The 15,895-nt window shown below is 40.3% G+C and carries 8 protein-coding genes; 6 read left to right on the forward strand and 2 right to left on the reverse strand.

From position 1 onward, the window contains the following. Nucleotides 1-434 precede the first annotated feature (434 nt). Together ACAY00_RS05420 and ACAY00_RS05425 are read left to right on the forward strand one after the other, a co-directional pair. Nucleotides 435-1,862 (forward strand): hypothetical protein, encoded by a 1,428-nt coding sequence (locus ACAY00_RS05420; RefSeq protein ID WP_371378323.1) that lies wholly within the window; start codon nucleotides 435-437, stop codon nucleotides 1,860-1,862. 169 nt (nucleotides 1,863-2,031) lie between these two features. After that, nucleotides 2,032-2,373 carry a VanZ family protein gene (locus ACAY00_RS05425; RefSeq protein ID WP_371378326.1) on the forward strand — a complete coding sequence of 114 codons (342 nt, stop codon included), beginning with the start codon at nucleotides 2,032-2,034 and terminating at the stop codon, nucleotides 2,371-2,373. 118 nt (nucleotides 2,374-2,491) lie between these two features. Here the strand turns inward: ACAY00_RS05425 and ACAY00_RS05430 are convergent, their stop codons facing one another. Next, a complete protein-coding gene (locus ACAY00_RS05430) occupies nucleotides 2,492-4,651 on the reverse strand; it encodes a M3 family metallopeptidase (protein WP_371378329.1) in 2,160 nt (719 codons plus the stop codon). 315 nt (nucleotides 4,652-4,966) lie between these two features. Next, on the reverse strand, nucleotides 4,967-9,799 hold the full coding sequence (locus tag ACAY00_RS05435; RefSeq protein ID WP_371378332.1) for a response regulator: 4,833 nt from the start codon (nucleotides 9,797-9,799) through the stop codon (nucleotides 4,967-4,969). Nucleotides 9,800-10,230: 431 nt separating this feature from the next. Between ACAY00_RS05435 and ACAY00_RS05440 the strand changes: the two genes are divergently transcribed. The 4 genes from ACAY00_RS05440 (at nucleotide 10,231) to phoU (ending at nucleotide 15,729) form a co-directional block, all read left to right on the forward strand. Further along, nucleotides 10,231-12,462, forward strand: a complete 2,232-nt coding sequence (locus ACAY00_RS05440; RefSeq protein WP_371378335.1) for an ABC transporter permease subunit — start codon at nucleotides 10,231-10,233, stop codon at nucleotides 12,460-12,462. Nucleotides 12,463-12,470: 8 nt separating this feature from the next. Next, a complete protein-coding gene (pstA, locus tag ACAY00_RS05445; RefSeq protein WP_371379582.1) occupies nucleotides 12,471-14,108 on the forward strand; it encodes a phosphate ABC transporter permease PstA in 1,638 nt (545 codons plus the stop codon). Nucleotides 14,109-14,191: 83 nt separating this feature from the next. Next, on the forward strand, nucleotides 14,192-14,989 hold the full coding sequence (gene pstB / locus ACAY00_RS05450) for a phosphate ABC transporter ATP-binding protein PstB (RefSeq protein WP_371379585.1): 798 nt from the start codon (nucleotides 14,192-14,194) through the stop codon (nucleotides 14,987-14,989). A gap of 17 nt (nucleotides 14,990-15,006) precedes the next feature. Further along, the gene (phoU, locus tag ACAY00_RS05455) at nucleotides 15,007-15,729 is read left to right on the forward strand and encodes a phosphate signaling complex protein PhoU (RefSeq protein WP_371378337.1); all 723 of its coding nucleotides are present in this window, start codon (nucleotides 15,007-15,009) and stop codon (nucleotides 15,727-15,729) included. The last annotated feature ends 166 nt before the right edge of the window (nucleotides 15,730-15,895 follow it).

Here is a 15,895-nt window from a genome sequence, read left to right on the forward strand (position 1 = left end):
TTAATAAAAGAAACAGAGCGATTTACGCTCTGTTTCTTTTACGTCCTTATTTTTCTTATTGTTTTTAGTGGGCAGTCTGTTTATCAGCCTTATTTTGGCCAAGATATAAGCGATCTGCTAGGTTCGCTAAATATCCATTGAGCTTTCATTTTAGACCGATATAATGATTTGATTAGTAAGGATTATTAGCCACTATATTGGTGTTAAAAACAAACTATTTCGATTCTTTAGCGACATTTTTGCAACCAAAAAAAATGGCCTTAAATATTGCTAAATGGATTGTTTGTCAGGCCTGATATATTCGCCTGATGTGGCTTTAACCGTAAAACCAACAAGATACAGTAAACGTTTTAACATCAGCTAAAGCTTTGAACAAATGAACTGTTTTGGTTTATTGATTAAAATGCGTGCTGATGCTCGCCAAGGAAGTGTAGATGAACAAAGTGTTACCCCAAATTATAATCGCAGCAACCTGCTTTTTTTACTTCTTTAGTGCCCCGTCCTACAGCCGTGATATCAAAACACAATTAACCCAAATCTACGCTATGACGGATAAACAGCAAGCCATTACGTCATTACTAACGCTTCGAGATTCAAAGGCATTATCTGTTATGCAAGAACTTGAAGTTCTGCATCAAGTAGCAAAAAATTACCAAGTGTTAGGGCAACTCAACCTAGCGCTAAGCATCGCTGAGCAAGCGCGGTTATTAGCCAATAAAGAGCGCCTAGCGGAACAGGAAGCCGAAACATACAAGCTTATCGGTGTGCTTAACTATTTTAATGGTGATATCGATGCGTCGTTAGTCGCATATAAAAAGTCTTTGTCGTATTTTCAAACCGTAGATGAGCCGATAAAACAGGCAAATCTATTAAACAACATAGGCTTGAGTTATGGTCGGCAGAATAAATACAGCGATGCCTTAACCGCCTTTGAAATAGCTGAGCCCTTGTATCAACAATACGGTAGTGTCCAAGATGTTCTCGACATTGCCTTTAATATTGCCGGTTTGTATTTGATTCTAAAACGAATGGATGTGGCTATTCCTAAGTTATTAGAGGTGGCAAGAAAACGAGAACAGATTGAAGATAGAGCCAGATTAGCCCTAGTTTACTCTGATTTGGGAATTGCCTATAAATATTCGCATCAGTTTGACTTAGCAGAAAAATATAACCTACAAGCATATGAGTACTACGTTGCTGAAAAAGATGACTACAATATCGCCCTCAGCTTAAACAACTTATCTGGACTTTACAATGAAATTGGCGATGCTGAAAAAGCCGTAGAATATGGGCTGTTAGGGGTTGAGTATGGTATGAAGATAGATAATAGAGCAGCCCTTTCTGGCAGTCTTCATGATTTAGCTAAAGGACTGATTCGCCTAGGCAAAGTCAGTGATGCCATCGAGTATGTTGAACGCTCTGATGCCTTAGCGAAAGAGCAAGAAAATCAAATTTTGCAAGCCAATAATGCCAGCCTATTTGCTCTTATCTATGCCCATCAAGGGCGTTATAATGAAGCCGTTAATGCCTTACATGATTTTGAGGTCAGCATTAACCGCATCAGTAACCATACCTTAAATACCGAATTAGCTCGCTTTAATACTGAGCGCTTAAATAAACAGCTAGAAGACTTGAAAAAAGACACTCAACTAAAGGACTTACAAGTAAAAAGAGCTGCCGTTCAACGTAACATCATACTGATAGGGGCAATTTTATTGGTCTTTGTCGTATTGGCGATTTATCGGATGACGGTAGAACGTAAAGTAAAAACCAAACTGACAAAAAAAATGGCAAGGCAACAACAGAAAATTGAAGAGTTATCACAGCAGTTAAAAGAATACTCTCAATATCGCCCGATATAACCACTGAAATAACAAAATCGGCAGCACTTTTAGTTGCGACTTAATGTATTGCAAGTGAGGTGATTTTAAGTGTTTTTATATCTAAGCCAGGTATGTATGATCTGCGCTTAAAGTGTTGGCGCAGAAAAATGTGTCACTTGATTGTTCCGTTTCTTATAGTGATAAAATTATGCAGTTATTTTTTAGATGTTGTTTTGTATTTACCGTGCTAAGTGTGACCGCTTTGGCCTTAATGCCACTTGAAGGCACTATCGTGATAAAGGTGTGGGATAAATTAAATCATCTTGTCGCGTTTTCGGTATTAGCGGCCTTGTTGTATTTATCAAACTGGCTACGGGGCTGGCGCTATTTTACATTGTTACTTGGTTATGGGGTGTTAATTGAAGTGATGCAATCTTTTACCCCCCATAGATTTTTCTCAATTGCCGATATCGCTGCCGACTTAGTGGGGATAGCGCTTGGTTTTATCGCAATAAAATGGCTAGTAGGTCGATGTCAGAAGGGGAATTAAGACTCTCCCTGTAAGTGTTAGCTCCCTGCGCTCACCTTCTTTGTTATTGTAAATAAAAAACCCCTTAGATCTCTAAGGGGTTTTTAATGGCTAAAAGCGACTGCTTAAGTTAAATAACTTATTGAGTGTTACCTACTAATCCACGTCGCTCTAATAAATGAATTGGGTTTGGCTCTTTGCCACGAAAACGTTTGTACATTTCCATAGGGTCTTCTGTACCGCCACTTTCAAGTACATTTTCACGGTAACTGGTGGCCGTTGCTGGATCAAAAATACCTTTCTCTTTAAATACTTCCCAAGTGTCAGCATCAAAAATATTTGACCAGATGTAGCCGTAATAACCAGATGAGTACCCACCGGCAAAAATATGTGAGAAGTAGGTGGTGCGATAACGAGGGGCAATTTCTTTTATTAACCCCATGTCGGCTAACGCATCGGCTTCAAACTTATCCGCATCTTGAACTTGGGTCGTTTCAAGTGTGTGCCATTTTAAATCCAATAGCGCCGCTGCCATGTATTCTGTGGTAGCAAAACCTTGGTTAAACTTGCCTGAGGCTTGAATTTTTTCAACCATTTCCATTGGAATAACTTCACCCGTTTCGTAGTGTCGAGCAAAGTTAGCCAGAACTTGTGGTTCTGTCATCCAGTTTTCCATTACCTGAGAAGGGTATTCAACGTAATCTCGTGGTAAAGCCGTACCTGTTAATGAACGGTAATAACCATCAGATAATAAGCCTTGAATAGCATGACCAAATTCATGGAATAAGGTAGAGGCTTGATCAAAGGTTAATAAGACGGGTTTACCGTCAACAGGTGCAGGGTAGTTTAATACGTTATAAATGATTGGCTTAACTTCTTCACCATACATTTTATGTTGCTTACGGAAAGAGCTCATCCAGGCACCACCACGTTTTGATGGTCGAACATAAAAATCAGTCATGTACACACCAATGACCGAGCCATCACCGTCAATTACTTCATAGGTAGTCACATCTGGGTGATATTTAGGTAAATCGTTACGTTCTTTAAAGGTAACACCCCAAAGTTGATTGGCAGTGTAAAATACCCCTTGCATGGTATTGTTAAGCTCAAAATAGGGTTTGGTTGCTTCTTCGTCTAAGTCGTATTTAGCTTTACGAACTTTCTCTGAAAAGTACCACCAATCCCAAGCTTCCAGTTTGTAATCTGCACCTTCGCTATCGGCGTATGCTTGCATATCAGCCACTTCTTGTTTCGCCCGAGCTAAAGATGCAGGCCATACTTTGTTTAATAAACCGTAAACATTTTCTGGTGTTTTGGCCATGTTGTTTTCTAACACAAAATGGGCGTGGGTTTTATACCCCATTAATTGTGCACGTTGATAACGTAAAGAAGCAATTTCTGCTGCGATGGCTTTGTTGTCATTGGCATTGTCGTTATCGCCACGGTGAGTATAGGCATAGAATAGTTTTTCACGTAACTCACGGTTGGTCGAGTAGGTTAAAAACGGGTAAAAGCTAGGACGATGAGTGGTAAATACCCACTTACCTTCTTTGCCACGTTCTTTCGCTGTTGCTTTAGCGGCTGCAATGATGCTGTCAGGTAAACCATCAAGATCTTTTTCATCTTCAATGATGAGCTCAAAATCATTGGTTTCATTCAATAAGTTTTCGCCAAATTGAATGCTTAATTTAGAGATTTGTTCATTAAGTTGACGTAATTCTGCCTTTTGCTCTGTGCTAAGGTTAGCGCCACCGCGAACAAAACCTTTGTAGGTGTTTTCTAGCAAGGTTTTTTGTTCGGTGTTTAACTCTAAACTGTCTTTGGCATCATAAACGGCTTTAACTCGTTTAAACAGGTCTTCATTTAGGTTGATGTCATCACTTAGTGCCGAAAACTTAGGCGCCATCTCTTTTGAAATAGCTTGCATTTCTGGTGATGACATTGAGCCAATCAATCCGTAGAACACATTTGCTACTTTATTAAGCAACTCACCGCTTTTTTCCATTGCTTCAATGGTGTTTGCAAACGTAGGTGCATCTGGATTATTGACAATGGCATCAATTTCGGCACGTTGCTCAGCAATGCCTTTGTCCATTGCCGGCTTGTAATGCTCAAGTTTAATTGATTCAAATGGCGCGATGCCAAACGGCGTGTCGTACTCTTGATAAAAAGGGTTGCTGTTTGTGACTGTTTGTACTTGTTCGGTAACGGCTGTTGTCGTTGTTTCTACTTGTTTTGGGCCACAACCAGCCAAAGCAATTGCTAAGGCAATTGGGGTAAGAGCGTAAGCTTTCATTAAATAAATCTTCCTTATCGTTTTTATAACCATTTTGGTCTTAAAATAATATTCACTATCGTTTTTATCCTATCACTGCGACTTTGTAAACGAATAGGGGGTAAGATGCCATTAATTTAGGGCAAGTAACAAATAATAAGGGACGTTTTGCAATGAAAAGGCTTTTTTCGTTATGAGTCGGTTGTTTGGGCTTCGCTTATCTTCTTTGTAGCCAATTTTTTAGCGCAAACAGCGAGACATCCTGCGAAAGCACGCAGCCCTAAACACATTATTTAAACCCTGTTGCGGCTGTAGCGATAGTAAATATCAACCTTGTTAATCAGACTTAATATTATTTAATGTTCTTAGAGCTTGTTCAAAGTCATACTCTTGGCTGTACGCTAGGGCTTGTTTCAATTGGGCAAAATAATCGGTTCGATACGCTAATAGTTCGGTTAACACGTCGATGGCTTGGGTGTCGTTTTGTGCTAACAATGCGGTTATGTGGTTGATTTTTTGCTCGAACTCTGTCGCTGTTATGCTCGCCATGGGATTGAATTCACCATCTTGGTGCTGGCTCTCTGATGCTTTATCTTTGGCCAAGGTCTCTGTTAACGAGACAACGAACTGTTCAAGTTGTTGTGCGATAGTTTCAACTAAAGGCAGTAGGGTTGATTTATCAATATTTTCAGCTTGTAACTTGGACTCTACAAGCGCACATTTATCGGCTAAGCCACTAGCGCCTAAATTTCCTAATAACCCTTTTAATGAATGCAATTCTCGTTCTAGGGTTTTAATGTCATCATCTGCTAACAGCTTTACGAGTATGGCCACTTTATGTTGCTGACGATGGGTAAATTTGGTCAACAGTGAACGATAAAGAATTTCATCACGATTTAATCGCGTGAGGGCGCCTTCAATGTCAATTCCTAGCTGCTTGAGGGCAACAAATAACTCAGAGCTATCTTGATTGATTTGAGTTACTTTGGCGATGGAAACCGTACTTGCTTGTCTATGTTCAGGTAGAAACTGTTGAATAACCTCATACAACTCTTTGACGTCAATCGGTTTATTAATGTGATCATTCATCCCCGCAGCGATAGAAGCTTCTTTATCTCCGACCATGGCATTTGCCGTCATTGCAATGATTGGAAGCTGGTCGAACTTGGTGTTACTGCGAATTTTTCGGGTGGCCGTTAGCCCATCCATTACGGGCATTTGAATGTCCATTAGCACCAAGTCAAACGAATTTTGCGCAATCATCTCTATGGCGATTTGACCATTTTCGGCAATATGTATTTCTGCTCCAACCCGTTCAAGTAATGCGGTTGCTAACTCTTGGTTGGTCTCATTATCTTCAACCAGTAAGATGGTAACGCCCTTAAAAATCTCAGGGTTAACGTTGGCTAAATCGGTGGGTTTAACAATGCTTTTCACACCAAACGCATTGGCAATAGCGTCTAATAACGTAGATGGGGTAAAGGGTTTGGTTAAAATAGCAGCAATATCTAACTGTTTTGATTGTTCAACAAGTTTTTCTCGCTCATAGGCACTGACCATAATAATGGCGGGGGCATTATTATGGCTATGCTGTTGTAAACGTGCGGTCATCTCTAGCCCATCCATTCCTGGCATTTTCCAGTCGACAATAATCAAATCGTATGGAATGTCGTCATAATCCAATAATGTCGATAACGCCTTTTGGGCTGAAATATTTATTTCAGCCAGATAGCCAAAGGATTCAATATAGCTTTTAATAATTAATAAAGAGGCGGGGTTATCGTCAACAATAAGCACTTTAAGGGTTTTATCAGGTAACTCAAGAGGTGGTGATGCTCGTTCAATGATTGGAAAGTCAATCTCAAACCAGAAAGTTGAACCTCGACCTACCGCAGACTCAACCCCAATTTTGCCGTCCATCAATTCCACCAGTTTTGCGCAAATTGACAAACCTAAACCGGTGCCACCATAGTTTCGGGTGGTCGAACTGTCTGCTTGGGTAAATGGCTTAAACAAACTGGCTATTTGTTGGTCGGACATGCCAATACCGGTATCTTTTACCTCAAAGTGAAGGTTAATGTGATCATTGTCTTGCTGTAATACGCGAATACCCAGTGATATCTCACCAACTTCAGTAAATTTGACCGCATTATTGAGTAAATTAATCAGTATTTGCCCTAAGCGCAATGGGTCACCTTGAAGGTGTTCTGGAAGATTGGTGTCAAAGTCGAAAATTAATTCGATATTTTTTTCTCCGGCTTTAAGACTAATGATATTGGATATGTTCTCTAGTACGTCTTGGTATAGGTTAAATTCAATGTGTTCAATTTCCAGCTTTTGCGCTTCAATTTTAGAAAAGTCGAGTATGTCATTAATGATCCCAAGCAGTGCATGAGCAGAGGTTTTTATTTTACTAATATAGCGCTGCTGAAGAGCACTTAATTCGGACTCTAGAACCAAATGAGAAAAACCAATGATGGCATTCATTGGCGTACGAATTTCATGGCTCATATTGGCTAAGAAATCGGATTTTATTTGATTGGCACGCTCAGCCTCTATTTTGGCTTCGTAAATGGCTTTGACATAAGCCTTGCGCTGTGACACATCGCGCAGTGACGCGACTACTTGTTTACCCGATGACATTTGAATCGGACTTAGGCTTACTTCGACCGGGATCTGACGATTATCTTTTGCCACCGCAGTAAGCTCAAGACCGCTACCCATAGGTCGGGAATGGTGTTCTTTAATAAAACTGTTTCGATAGTGGATGTGTTGCTGTCTGATTTCTTTGGGTACCAACACTTCTACGGGCTGACCGATAAGCTCTGCTGAGGTGTAGCCAAGTAACTTTTCGGCGGCGTCGTTTATTTCAACTATTTCGCCATCGGCTTTGGTCATAATCATCGCGTCAGGTGCGAAATTAAACATCTCTTTTGAATTGCGCAAGGCATTGTTCAGTTCAATTGAAATTTGTTTTTGGGTGCTGACATCGGTCAGGGTTCCAATTAATCGCACCTTATTTTTAATGTGAACGACTTTTCTTAAGTAAATAAAAGATTTTAATAGCCCTTTGTGATCAACAAATTCAATGTTACTTTTTCTTTTTCCACCGGTTTTTAAAAGCTCGGCATCTTCTTGGTTGACCCTTTTTAACTCTGGAATAGAATCAAATAATGCAGCTCTATCGAGATGACAGTCGAGCTTTATGGGGCGTTCAAATAAGTGCATAAACGCAGCGTTAAAGTCGGTAAATTGAAAATCTTGGTCCATCACTAAAACAGGGCTTGGAATCGCATCAATTAACGCGGCTTGGTACTCTTTAATTTCACCAATGCTTTGCTCTCTAATGGTGGTTAAATATTGATAAATGGCGATGATAAAGCAAGAAATAAAAATTAATATTGAAACAATTAAAGCGGTATGGTTTTGATCTTGATGATAAAAAGCAGGTGCGGGCCAAAACGTGAGAATAAAATCATTATCTGCAATTGTCACCTTACTTTGAAATGCTCTTTCGGTGTTGAGCGCATCAAGTTGAACGTTGGATTTTGAAAGCGATGAAGCTTGGTGAAAATAACGAAAACCGGAATTTTCATCAACGATTTCCATGTGCAGTTTATTACCCTGCGATGTGGTCTTCATGGCGTTCGACACTAAGCTAGGTAAGTCGTAATAAACAATAAAATAGCCATTTAAGTCCTGAATATCGGTGATTTGATGGGCTTTTTGATAAGGACTTTTCAGGATAGGAACGATCACCACCCCCTTTGTTGCTGGTGAATAACCAGGAAATGAGCTATCGGGAACATAATGGCGAATACGGCTTAAATTGGGGGTTTGTATAAGGTGTTGATAAAATTGCTTATTGAACTGCAAATCAAAACCGACTTCTTTTTTGGCGTGGGCAAGGGGGTAGGTATACATAATGGGCAAATACTGAGGTTGATTTGCAACAGCGACCTTTTCTCCCCTTTCGATACCATATAATTCAATTTGAAATTCAAAATCCCGTTTGAGCGATTGTTCAAACCTTTCTCTATCATCAATGATTGGTGCCCAGATTATTTTTTTTACATCAGGGTGCGACTTAATAAACAAACCGGATAAAAGCATAAATTTATCTTTAAGGCGTTTACCTGGGGTGTCAAAGGTTATCAATTGAATGTTATTTAAAATCGCTAACAAAGAGTTGAAATCACTTTGTAAATTTACCGCTTGGCTTTGAGCTTCAGCTGTAAACCGCTCCAGTTCATTTTTTCTTTGCTCATAATCTAATAAGGTATAAAGGGTTACTGCGCTGATTGTACCGACAGAAAAAATTACCCAAGCAACGTATTTGCCAAAACTTTGTGCTGTTTGCTTTTTCTGAGAAAAACCTAGATAAATGAGTGTAATAGCGCATAAACCACCGGTTATAAGGACGAATTGAGCAGACATCTTTGCTTGGGGAGTTGTTTCGACTAATGCGGTCAAAGCTTGCCATAATGCCGCGGTGATGGTGATGATTAAAATCAGTAATGGGTATTTGATAAAGTGACTGTTGAAGGCTGGATGATGGCTGTAAAAAAGAAAAAAAATGATGCCAATGAGAATAAACCCAAGACTGGTATTTAGCGCCATAGCAGTTAATTGATGCCAACCATAAGCTGTGGGAACACCGAATAAATAGCCTAAAAATGCGACAATCGATAGCGCTAAGATTAAAGCCGCAATAGATAACAACCAACGTAATTTTATAGCTGTATTAAGGCTTGATTGAGCGAGCAATAACATCAGCCCTGACAGGGCAAAACACACGGCCGTATTGGGTGCCATGCGACCAGGGTGACTGACTAAGTCGGTTTTTATGTAGTGCTCCATCAATAGTTGGTCGATGCCCAAATCAACTTGAAAGAGGTATTGAGATAGCGTTAATAGACTAAAAAACAATAACAGCAATGAGAGCCATTTTTGCCCCCAAGTTATTTGCCTAATAGTACAAAGGGCTCCGACGGCAACAAGAAAGAAACAAACAGCGGTATTAAACTGCATTGGGGTTAAAGACGGGTTTAAGCGAATGAGCAACTCATTTTGGGTGTACCAACCTAAAATAACACTTAAAGAAATCAACGCCACCAAAAAAATTAAAGTGGATAGCACCAAGGTTAGACCGTTTTTTAGCTGCGTCATCGAATACCTTTAAAAATTCTAGAGTAAAAAAGCGTTTTACTATGCATTGGGGATTGGTGTCAGCGAACGCTTTGGTGCATTGCCCTTGCTTCTTTTTAAATGTGTCTAATTTCGCCATTATTTGTGTATTTAAGATGGAGTACAAAAAATAGGCGCTTAGCTTTGTTAAATACTTACTAGTATTGACCAAAATGCTAACTTATCAATGTTTTATCAAGTTAGATTTAAGTTTAAGCTTTTTCTATTTTAAGATATTTAGTGCGTAAATTTACCCGTGATTAAGACTTTTGCCTGTTTAATGAACAATAAATAAGAGGGTACAGCGCAATTTATCCGAAAAGGGGGGAATATAATGTGCTGTAACAAAACTGTCATAATAGTGTCTTATACTTTCTGCGTTTGATATTAAACCGGATTATTAAGGTTAAGAAGTGACAATTTCTGCAAAAACATTTGAGCCAAGGCAAATCAAAAATTCCATAGCCCGTTGGCTTATTTCAGCTGGTGGGGTGAGTGTTCTATTTACTCTAGTACTGATATTTCTATATCTTGTTTATGTCATAAAGCCGATTTTTGAATCTCCAACCATTGAGCCTAAAGCAACTGTGGCAGTGCAAAATAGCGAAAACACCTTGGCTGTCGGGGTTGATGAGTTACAAGAGATTGCTTTTCATATTACCGCCCAAGGTATCATTAACTTTTATCAATTAACCGACAGTAAGAAACACCAAGCAGGTGAGTTATTACTCAGTCAGCGTTTAATCAACGAAAACGATAAACTTAAATCTGTTTATGTTACCAATACCCATCTTTACGTATTATTAATGCATTCTGGGGCGGTGAACGTTGTTCAGCCGGCCTTTAATGTGAACTTCGTTGGCGATCTGCGCATGGTGACACCCGCGGTAAATTATCCTTTAGGAGATACGCCTTTTTTTATTGCTCAAGACCAATCTGCCGTTGACGCCTTGGCATTTGCAATGACCGAAGAACAAGCCGTATTTGTAGCGTATACGACGGACAAACGATTGATTAAAACTTCGTTAATTGCCGAAGATGATTTTAATTACGATCCTGAATTTTCTATTGAATATCAAACTATTGCTGAAGATTTTAGGCGCTTAGATGAATTAGCTATAACCCCAGACTTATCCATGGCAGTGATTACCGTCAATAATCAAGTCAATATCTATGACCTTGAAGATAGTTGGGATGTTCCTCTAAAAGCGTCTTGGGATCCGGTTGCTCAACGTGGTAGTGAGTTAACGTCATTGGCCTTGTTATCGGGCAGCAGTTCAATATTAATTGGTACCAGTGATGGTCAAGTCCAACAGTGGTTTGAAGTTGCTGATGATAATGGTCGTCACTTTCAAAAAATCCGTAGCTTTGCGGTCAGTAACACCGAAGCTATCAGTAAGATTTATCCAGAGACCTACCGCAAAAGCTTTTTTACCGTTACGCCATCTGGTGAGGTAGGGCTATTTTATACCACCAGTGACGCTGATTTGTGGCGGGGTAAGGCTTTAGCCAACGCGCAACAGCCCATGGTTATTGCACCGCGTGCCAATGGCCTTATTTTAGCCAATAGCGATAATCTTGAATTATTGTATGTCAGCAATGAACACCCAGAAGTGACGTGGTCAGCTCTATGGCAAGAAGTTTGGTATGAAGGCTACCCTGAGCCAGATTATATTTGGCAGTCAACGTCGGGTTCAGACGACTTTGAGGCTAAGTTTTCGTTAATGCCAATATCATTTGGCACCATGAAAGCGGCCGCTTATGCAATGCTATTTGCGGTACCAATCGCCATCGCTGCTGCCATTTATACTGCCTACTTTATGCCACCTACGATGCGAAAAACCGTAAAGCCAACCATTGAATTGATGGAAGCCCTACCGACTGTTATTTTGGGTTTCTTAGCCGGTTTATGGTTAGCGCCAATCATCGAAGCCTACTTACCTGCGGTTTTCTTGTTGTTGGTACTGTTACCGTTAACCACTTTTATGACGGCATTTGCATGGTACAAAACACCTAAAAAAATCAAGATTTTACTACCAGAGTCACTCAGTCCGATTATCTTATTGCCGTTTCTTCTTTTGGCGGCATGGTTATCGTTTGAATTATCTCCGGTATTAGAAGTTCATGTCTTCGGTGGTGATATGCGTCAATTCATTACCAACGACTTAGGTATAGATTTTGACCAACGTAATGCCTTAGTGGTTGGTATTGCGATGGGGTTTGCCGTGATCCCGACTATTTTTTCAATGGCAGAAGATGCCATCTTCTCGGTACCTAAACACTTAACCAGTGGCTCTTTAGCCTTAGGTGCTACTCAATGGCAAACGTTAGCAAAAGTTGTGCTACTAACCGCAAGTCCAGGTATCTTTTCGGCGATTATGATGGGGCTTGGTCGCGCCGTTGGAGAAACCATGATTGTGCTTATGGCAACAGGTAATACGCCGGTTATTGACTGGAGCATTTTCCAAGGTATGCGAACATTATCTGCCAATATTGCGGTTGAAATGCCTGAGTCTGAAGTGGGCAGTTCACATTACAGAATTTTATTCTTAGCAGCTTTTGTATTGTTTGTATTTACCTTTATTTTTAATACGTTAGCTGAATTTGTGCGTCAGCGCTTACGTGAAAAGTATAGTTCGCTGTAGGAATTAGAATAATGAATGATTGGTTTAAATCAGGTGCACCTTGGGTTTGGCTTAGTGCCGCAGGCGTTACCATCAGTTTGGTTTCGGTTGTTGGCTTGCTGTTTTTAATTGCGTCGCGAGGCCTGACCTACTTTTGGCCTTCGCAAATCCATCAATTTAGCATTGTTGATGAGTTTGGTAAGGCAAGTACCGTTATTGGTGAAATATACGACACAGAAACGATTCCGGCCAAGCAATTAGCGCATACTCAAATTGACACCAAAGGGCAGGAAAATATTGACCGTTACTTAATTAAAATTGGTAACCGAGAATTGGTCAACTTGGACTTTAAATGGATTTTAGAGCCACAAATTATCGAGCGCTCATTGCCCACAGATGTCGCTGTTGTTGAACGTCGTAAAAATGGCAATTTCTATGGTTTTATTGAACAGGTATATATGGATGATAAAGCCGTTGATATAGCGCAACTAGAGATGTTTATTGACCGAGTTCAAGACTTACAACAAGACATTGATGAGTTACAGAAGGTTGATATTGGTGCGATTAACTACGACCTAGAAAGAATTCGTCTAAAAACTCGAAAAGCGGAGCTAGATGGTACACTAACGCTTAAGCTACAAGCTGAGCTTGATGCTCAAGAAAAAGTTTTAAAAGACCAATACTTAACCTTAGAGCAGCAGTTGAATGTGATTCGTGAGCAAGTAAAGCGAGACCGTATTGTGATGCGAGCGATGGACGGCACTAAGGTAACAATACCACTTGAAAATGTGATTGACGTCAGTTTCAACAACCAAATGGGCTGGTTTAGTAAGTTGGGTATGTTCTTCGCGCAAATTGTTGGCTTTATTGCCGAGGATCCAAGGGAAGCGAACACCGAGGGGGGCGTTTTCCCGGCCATTTTCGGTACTGTTTTGATGGTTTTGTTGATGACGGTTATCGTCTCACCGCTTGGCGTCGTTGCTGCCATTTATTTGCATGAGTATGCGGGTAAAAATGCATTCACTAAACTATTACGTATTGCGGTGATTAACTTAGCCGGAGTGCCATCAATTGTTTATGGGGTATTTGGTTTAGGCTTCTTTGTCTACATGGTAGGTGGCTCTATTGACAGTCTTTTTTATCCAGAGTCATTACCAAGTCCAACGTTTGGCTCACCTGGGGTGTTATGGTCAGCGATTACATTGGCTATTTTAACGCTGCCTGTGGTTATTGTATCAACAGAAGAGGGACTTGCCCGTATTCCATCGAGTATGCGCCATGGTTCATTGGCACTAGGTGCTACCAAAGCTGAAACTTTATGGCGAATTATTTTGCCTATCGCAAGTCCGGCAATCATGACCGGTATTATTTTGGCTATTGCCCGAGCGGCAGGTGAGGTCGCGCCTTTGATGTTAGTGGGCGTGGTTAAAATGGCACCAACATTACCGTTAGATGGCAATTTCCCATTTTTACATTTAGAACGTAAATTTATGCACTTAGGATTTCATATCTATGACGTTGGCTTTCAAAGTCCCAATGTCGAAGCAGCAAGACCTTTAGTTTATGCTACCGCATTTTTATTGGTTACCATCATCGTTGCCTTGAATATGACCGCTGTTGCTATTCGTAACCGTTTAAGAGAAAAGTATCGTTCACTTGAGCACTAAACCTCACTAATACGATATTTAAACCAAAATTTATTCAATATTGAGTCGTGAAAACTATGATTAATATAAAACCTGAAATCACCATGCCAGAACACAATGTGGTTGATATCAATGATCTACCAGCAAGTGAAGTGGCTTTAGAAATTGATGGCTTAAATTTATATTATGGCGAAAAGAAAGCATTGAATAACATTTCAATGAAAATACCTAAGGGGCAGGTCACCGCGTTTATTGGCCCATCAGGTTGTGGGAAATCGACCCTGTTGCGTTGTATTAACCGAATGAACGATCTGGTTGATATCTGCAAAATCGAAGGGGCGATTAATCTGCATGGTGAAAACATCTACAAAAAAGACGTAGATGTCGCTCAGCTCAGACGTAAAGTAGGAATGGTGTTTCAACGTCCAAACCCATTTCCAAAATCGATTTATGAAAATGTCATTTATGGCCTGCGTTTAATAGGGGAAAAAAATCGCCGAGTTTTAGACGAAGCTTGCGAGAGGTCACTTCGCGCTGCCGCCCTTTGGGATGAAGTTAAAGATCGAATTCACGACTCAGCATTAGGGCTTTCTGGTGGTCAACAGCAACGTTTGGTTATTGCCAGAGCCATTGCGATAGAGCCAGAAGTTTTGTTACTGGATGAGCCTACATCAGCGCTTGACCCCATTTCAACGCTAGTGATTGAAGAGCTTATTTCAAAGTTAAAAGAAAAATATACGGTGGTGATTGTTACGCATAATATGCAACAAGCAGCGCGAGTGTCCGATCGTACGGCATTTATGTATATGGGGGATTTGATTGAATATAACGACACCAATACCCTATTTACAACCCCGACTAAAAAGAAAACCGAAGATTATATTACCGGTCGATACGGTTAAATTAGGAGAATCCTGAAATGGAAACAATTGATACAGGTCGACATATTTCTGGTCAGTTCAATGCCGAGCTAGACGCGGTTCGCAACCATGTTATGAATATGGGCGGATTGGTTGAGCAGCAGTTAAAAGATGCCTTACAAGCGGTTAACGACAACGATGAAGAACTGGCACAAAAAGTGTTAAGCAGTGACTATAAAATCAATCGCATGGAAGTTGCCATTGACGAAGAGTGTACGCGCATTATTGCCAAACGCCAGCCAGCAGCCAGTGATTTGCGACTGGTTATGGCCATCATTAAGACTATTGCCGATTTAGAGAGGATTGCCGATGAGGCGGAAAAAATCTCTAAAGTGGCGCTTGAGCAGTTTAGCTCTAAACAACAAGATTTTTTAAAAAACCTAGACAACTTGGGCCGATTGGTACTGACCACGTTGCAGAACACCTTAGATGCGTTCACTCGAATGGACTTTGATGCGGCGCTCAAAGTTCATCAAAATGATGATCGCATTGACCGTGAATACGAAGCGCTAATGCGTCAGTTAATGACCTATATGATGGAAGATCCTCGTTCAATTCCAACCATCATGTCGGTCATTTGGTCTGCTCGTGCGTTGGAACGCATTGGGGATAGGTGTCAGAATATTTGTGAATATGTTATCTATTTTGTCAAAGGAAAAGTGGTTCGTCATATCTCTGAACAAGATGTTGCGAATACATTTTCTGACAAAAAAGCAAAATAGGCTTACACTATTTGCAAACATGTAACAGGTGTTTAAAAAATGTTATGTGCCCAACTTAGGGGTTGTTTAGTTATACAAATAACCCTTTTAGAGGGACAAACTCTTTTTAATTGTTTGGTAAATAATGTATATTTGCCACGTTTTTTAATAACAATCATGATGATTG

The sequence above is a fragment of the Thalassotalea sp. 273M-4 genome, assembly GCF_041410465.1.
Classification (GTDB): Bacteria; Pseudomonadota; Gammaproteobacteria; order Enterobacterales; family Alteromonadaceae; genus Thalassotalea_A; species Thalassotalea_A aquiviva.

What these genes read in the sequence shown, in the direction of transcription:
- ACAY00_RS05425 (WP_371378326.1), top strand. Translation starts at nt 2,032, where the DNA reads ATGCAGTTATTTTTTAGATGTTGTTTTGTATTTACCGTGCTAAGTGTG.
- phoU (WP_371378337.1), top strand. Translation starts at nt 15,007, where the DNA reads ATGGAAACAATTGATACAGGTCGACATATTTCTGGTCAGTTCAATGCC.
- ACAY00_RS05435 (WP_371378332.1), bottom strand. Translation starts at nt 9,799, where the DNA reads ATGACGCAGCTAAAAAACGGTCTAACCTTGGTGCTATCCACTTTAATT.
- ACAY00_RS05430 (WP_371378329.1), bottom strand. Translation starts at nt 4,651, where the DNA reads ATGAAAGCTTACGCTCTTACCCCAATTGCCTTAGCAATTGCTTTGGCT.
- pstB (WP_371379585.1), top strand. Translation starts at nt 14,192, where the DNA reads ATGCCAGAACACAATGTGGTTGATATCAATGATCTACCAGCAAGTGAA.
- ACAY00_RS05420 (WP_371378323.1), top strand. Translation starts at nt 435, where the DNA reads ATGAACAAAGTGTTACCCCAAATTATAATCGCAGCAACCTGCTTTTTT.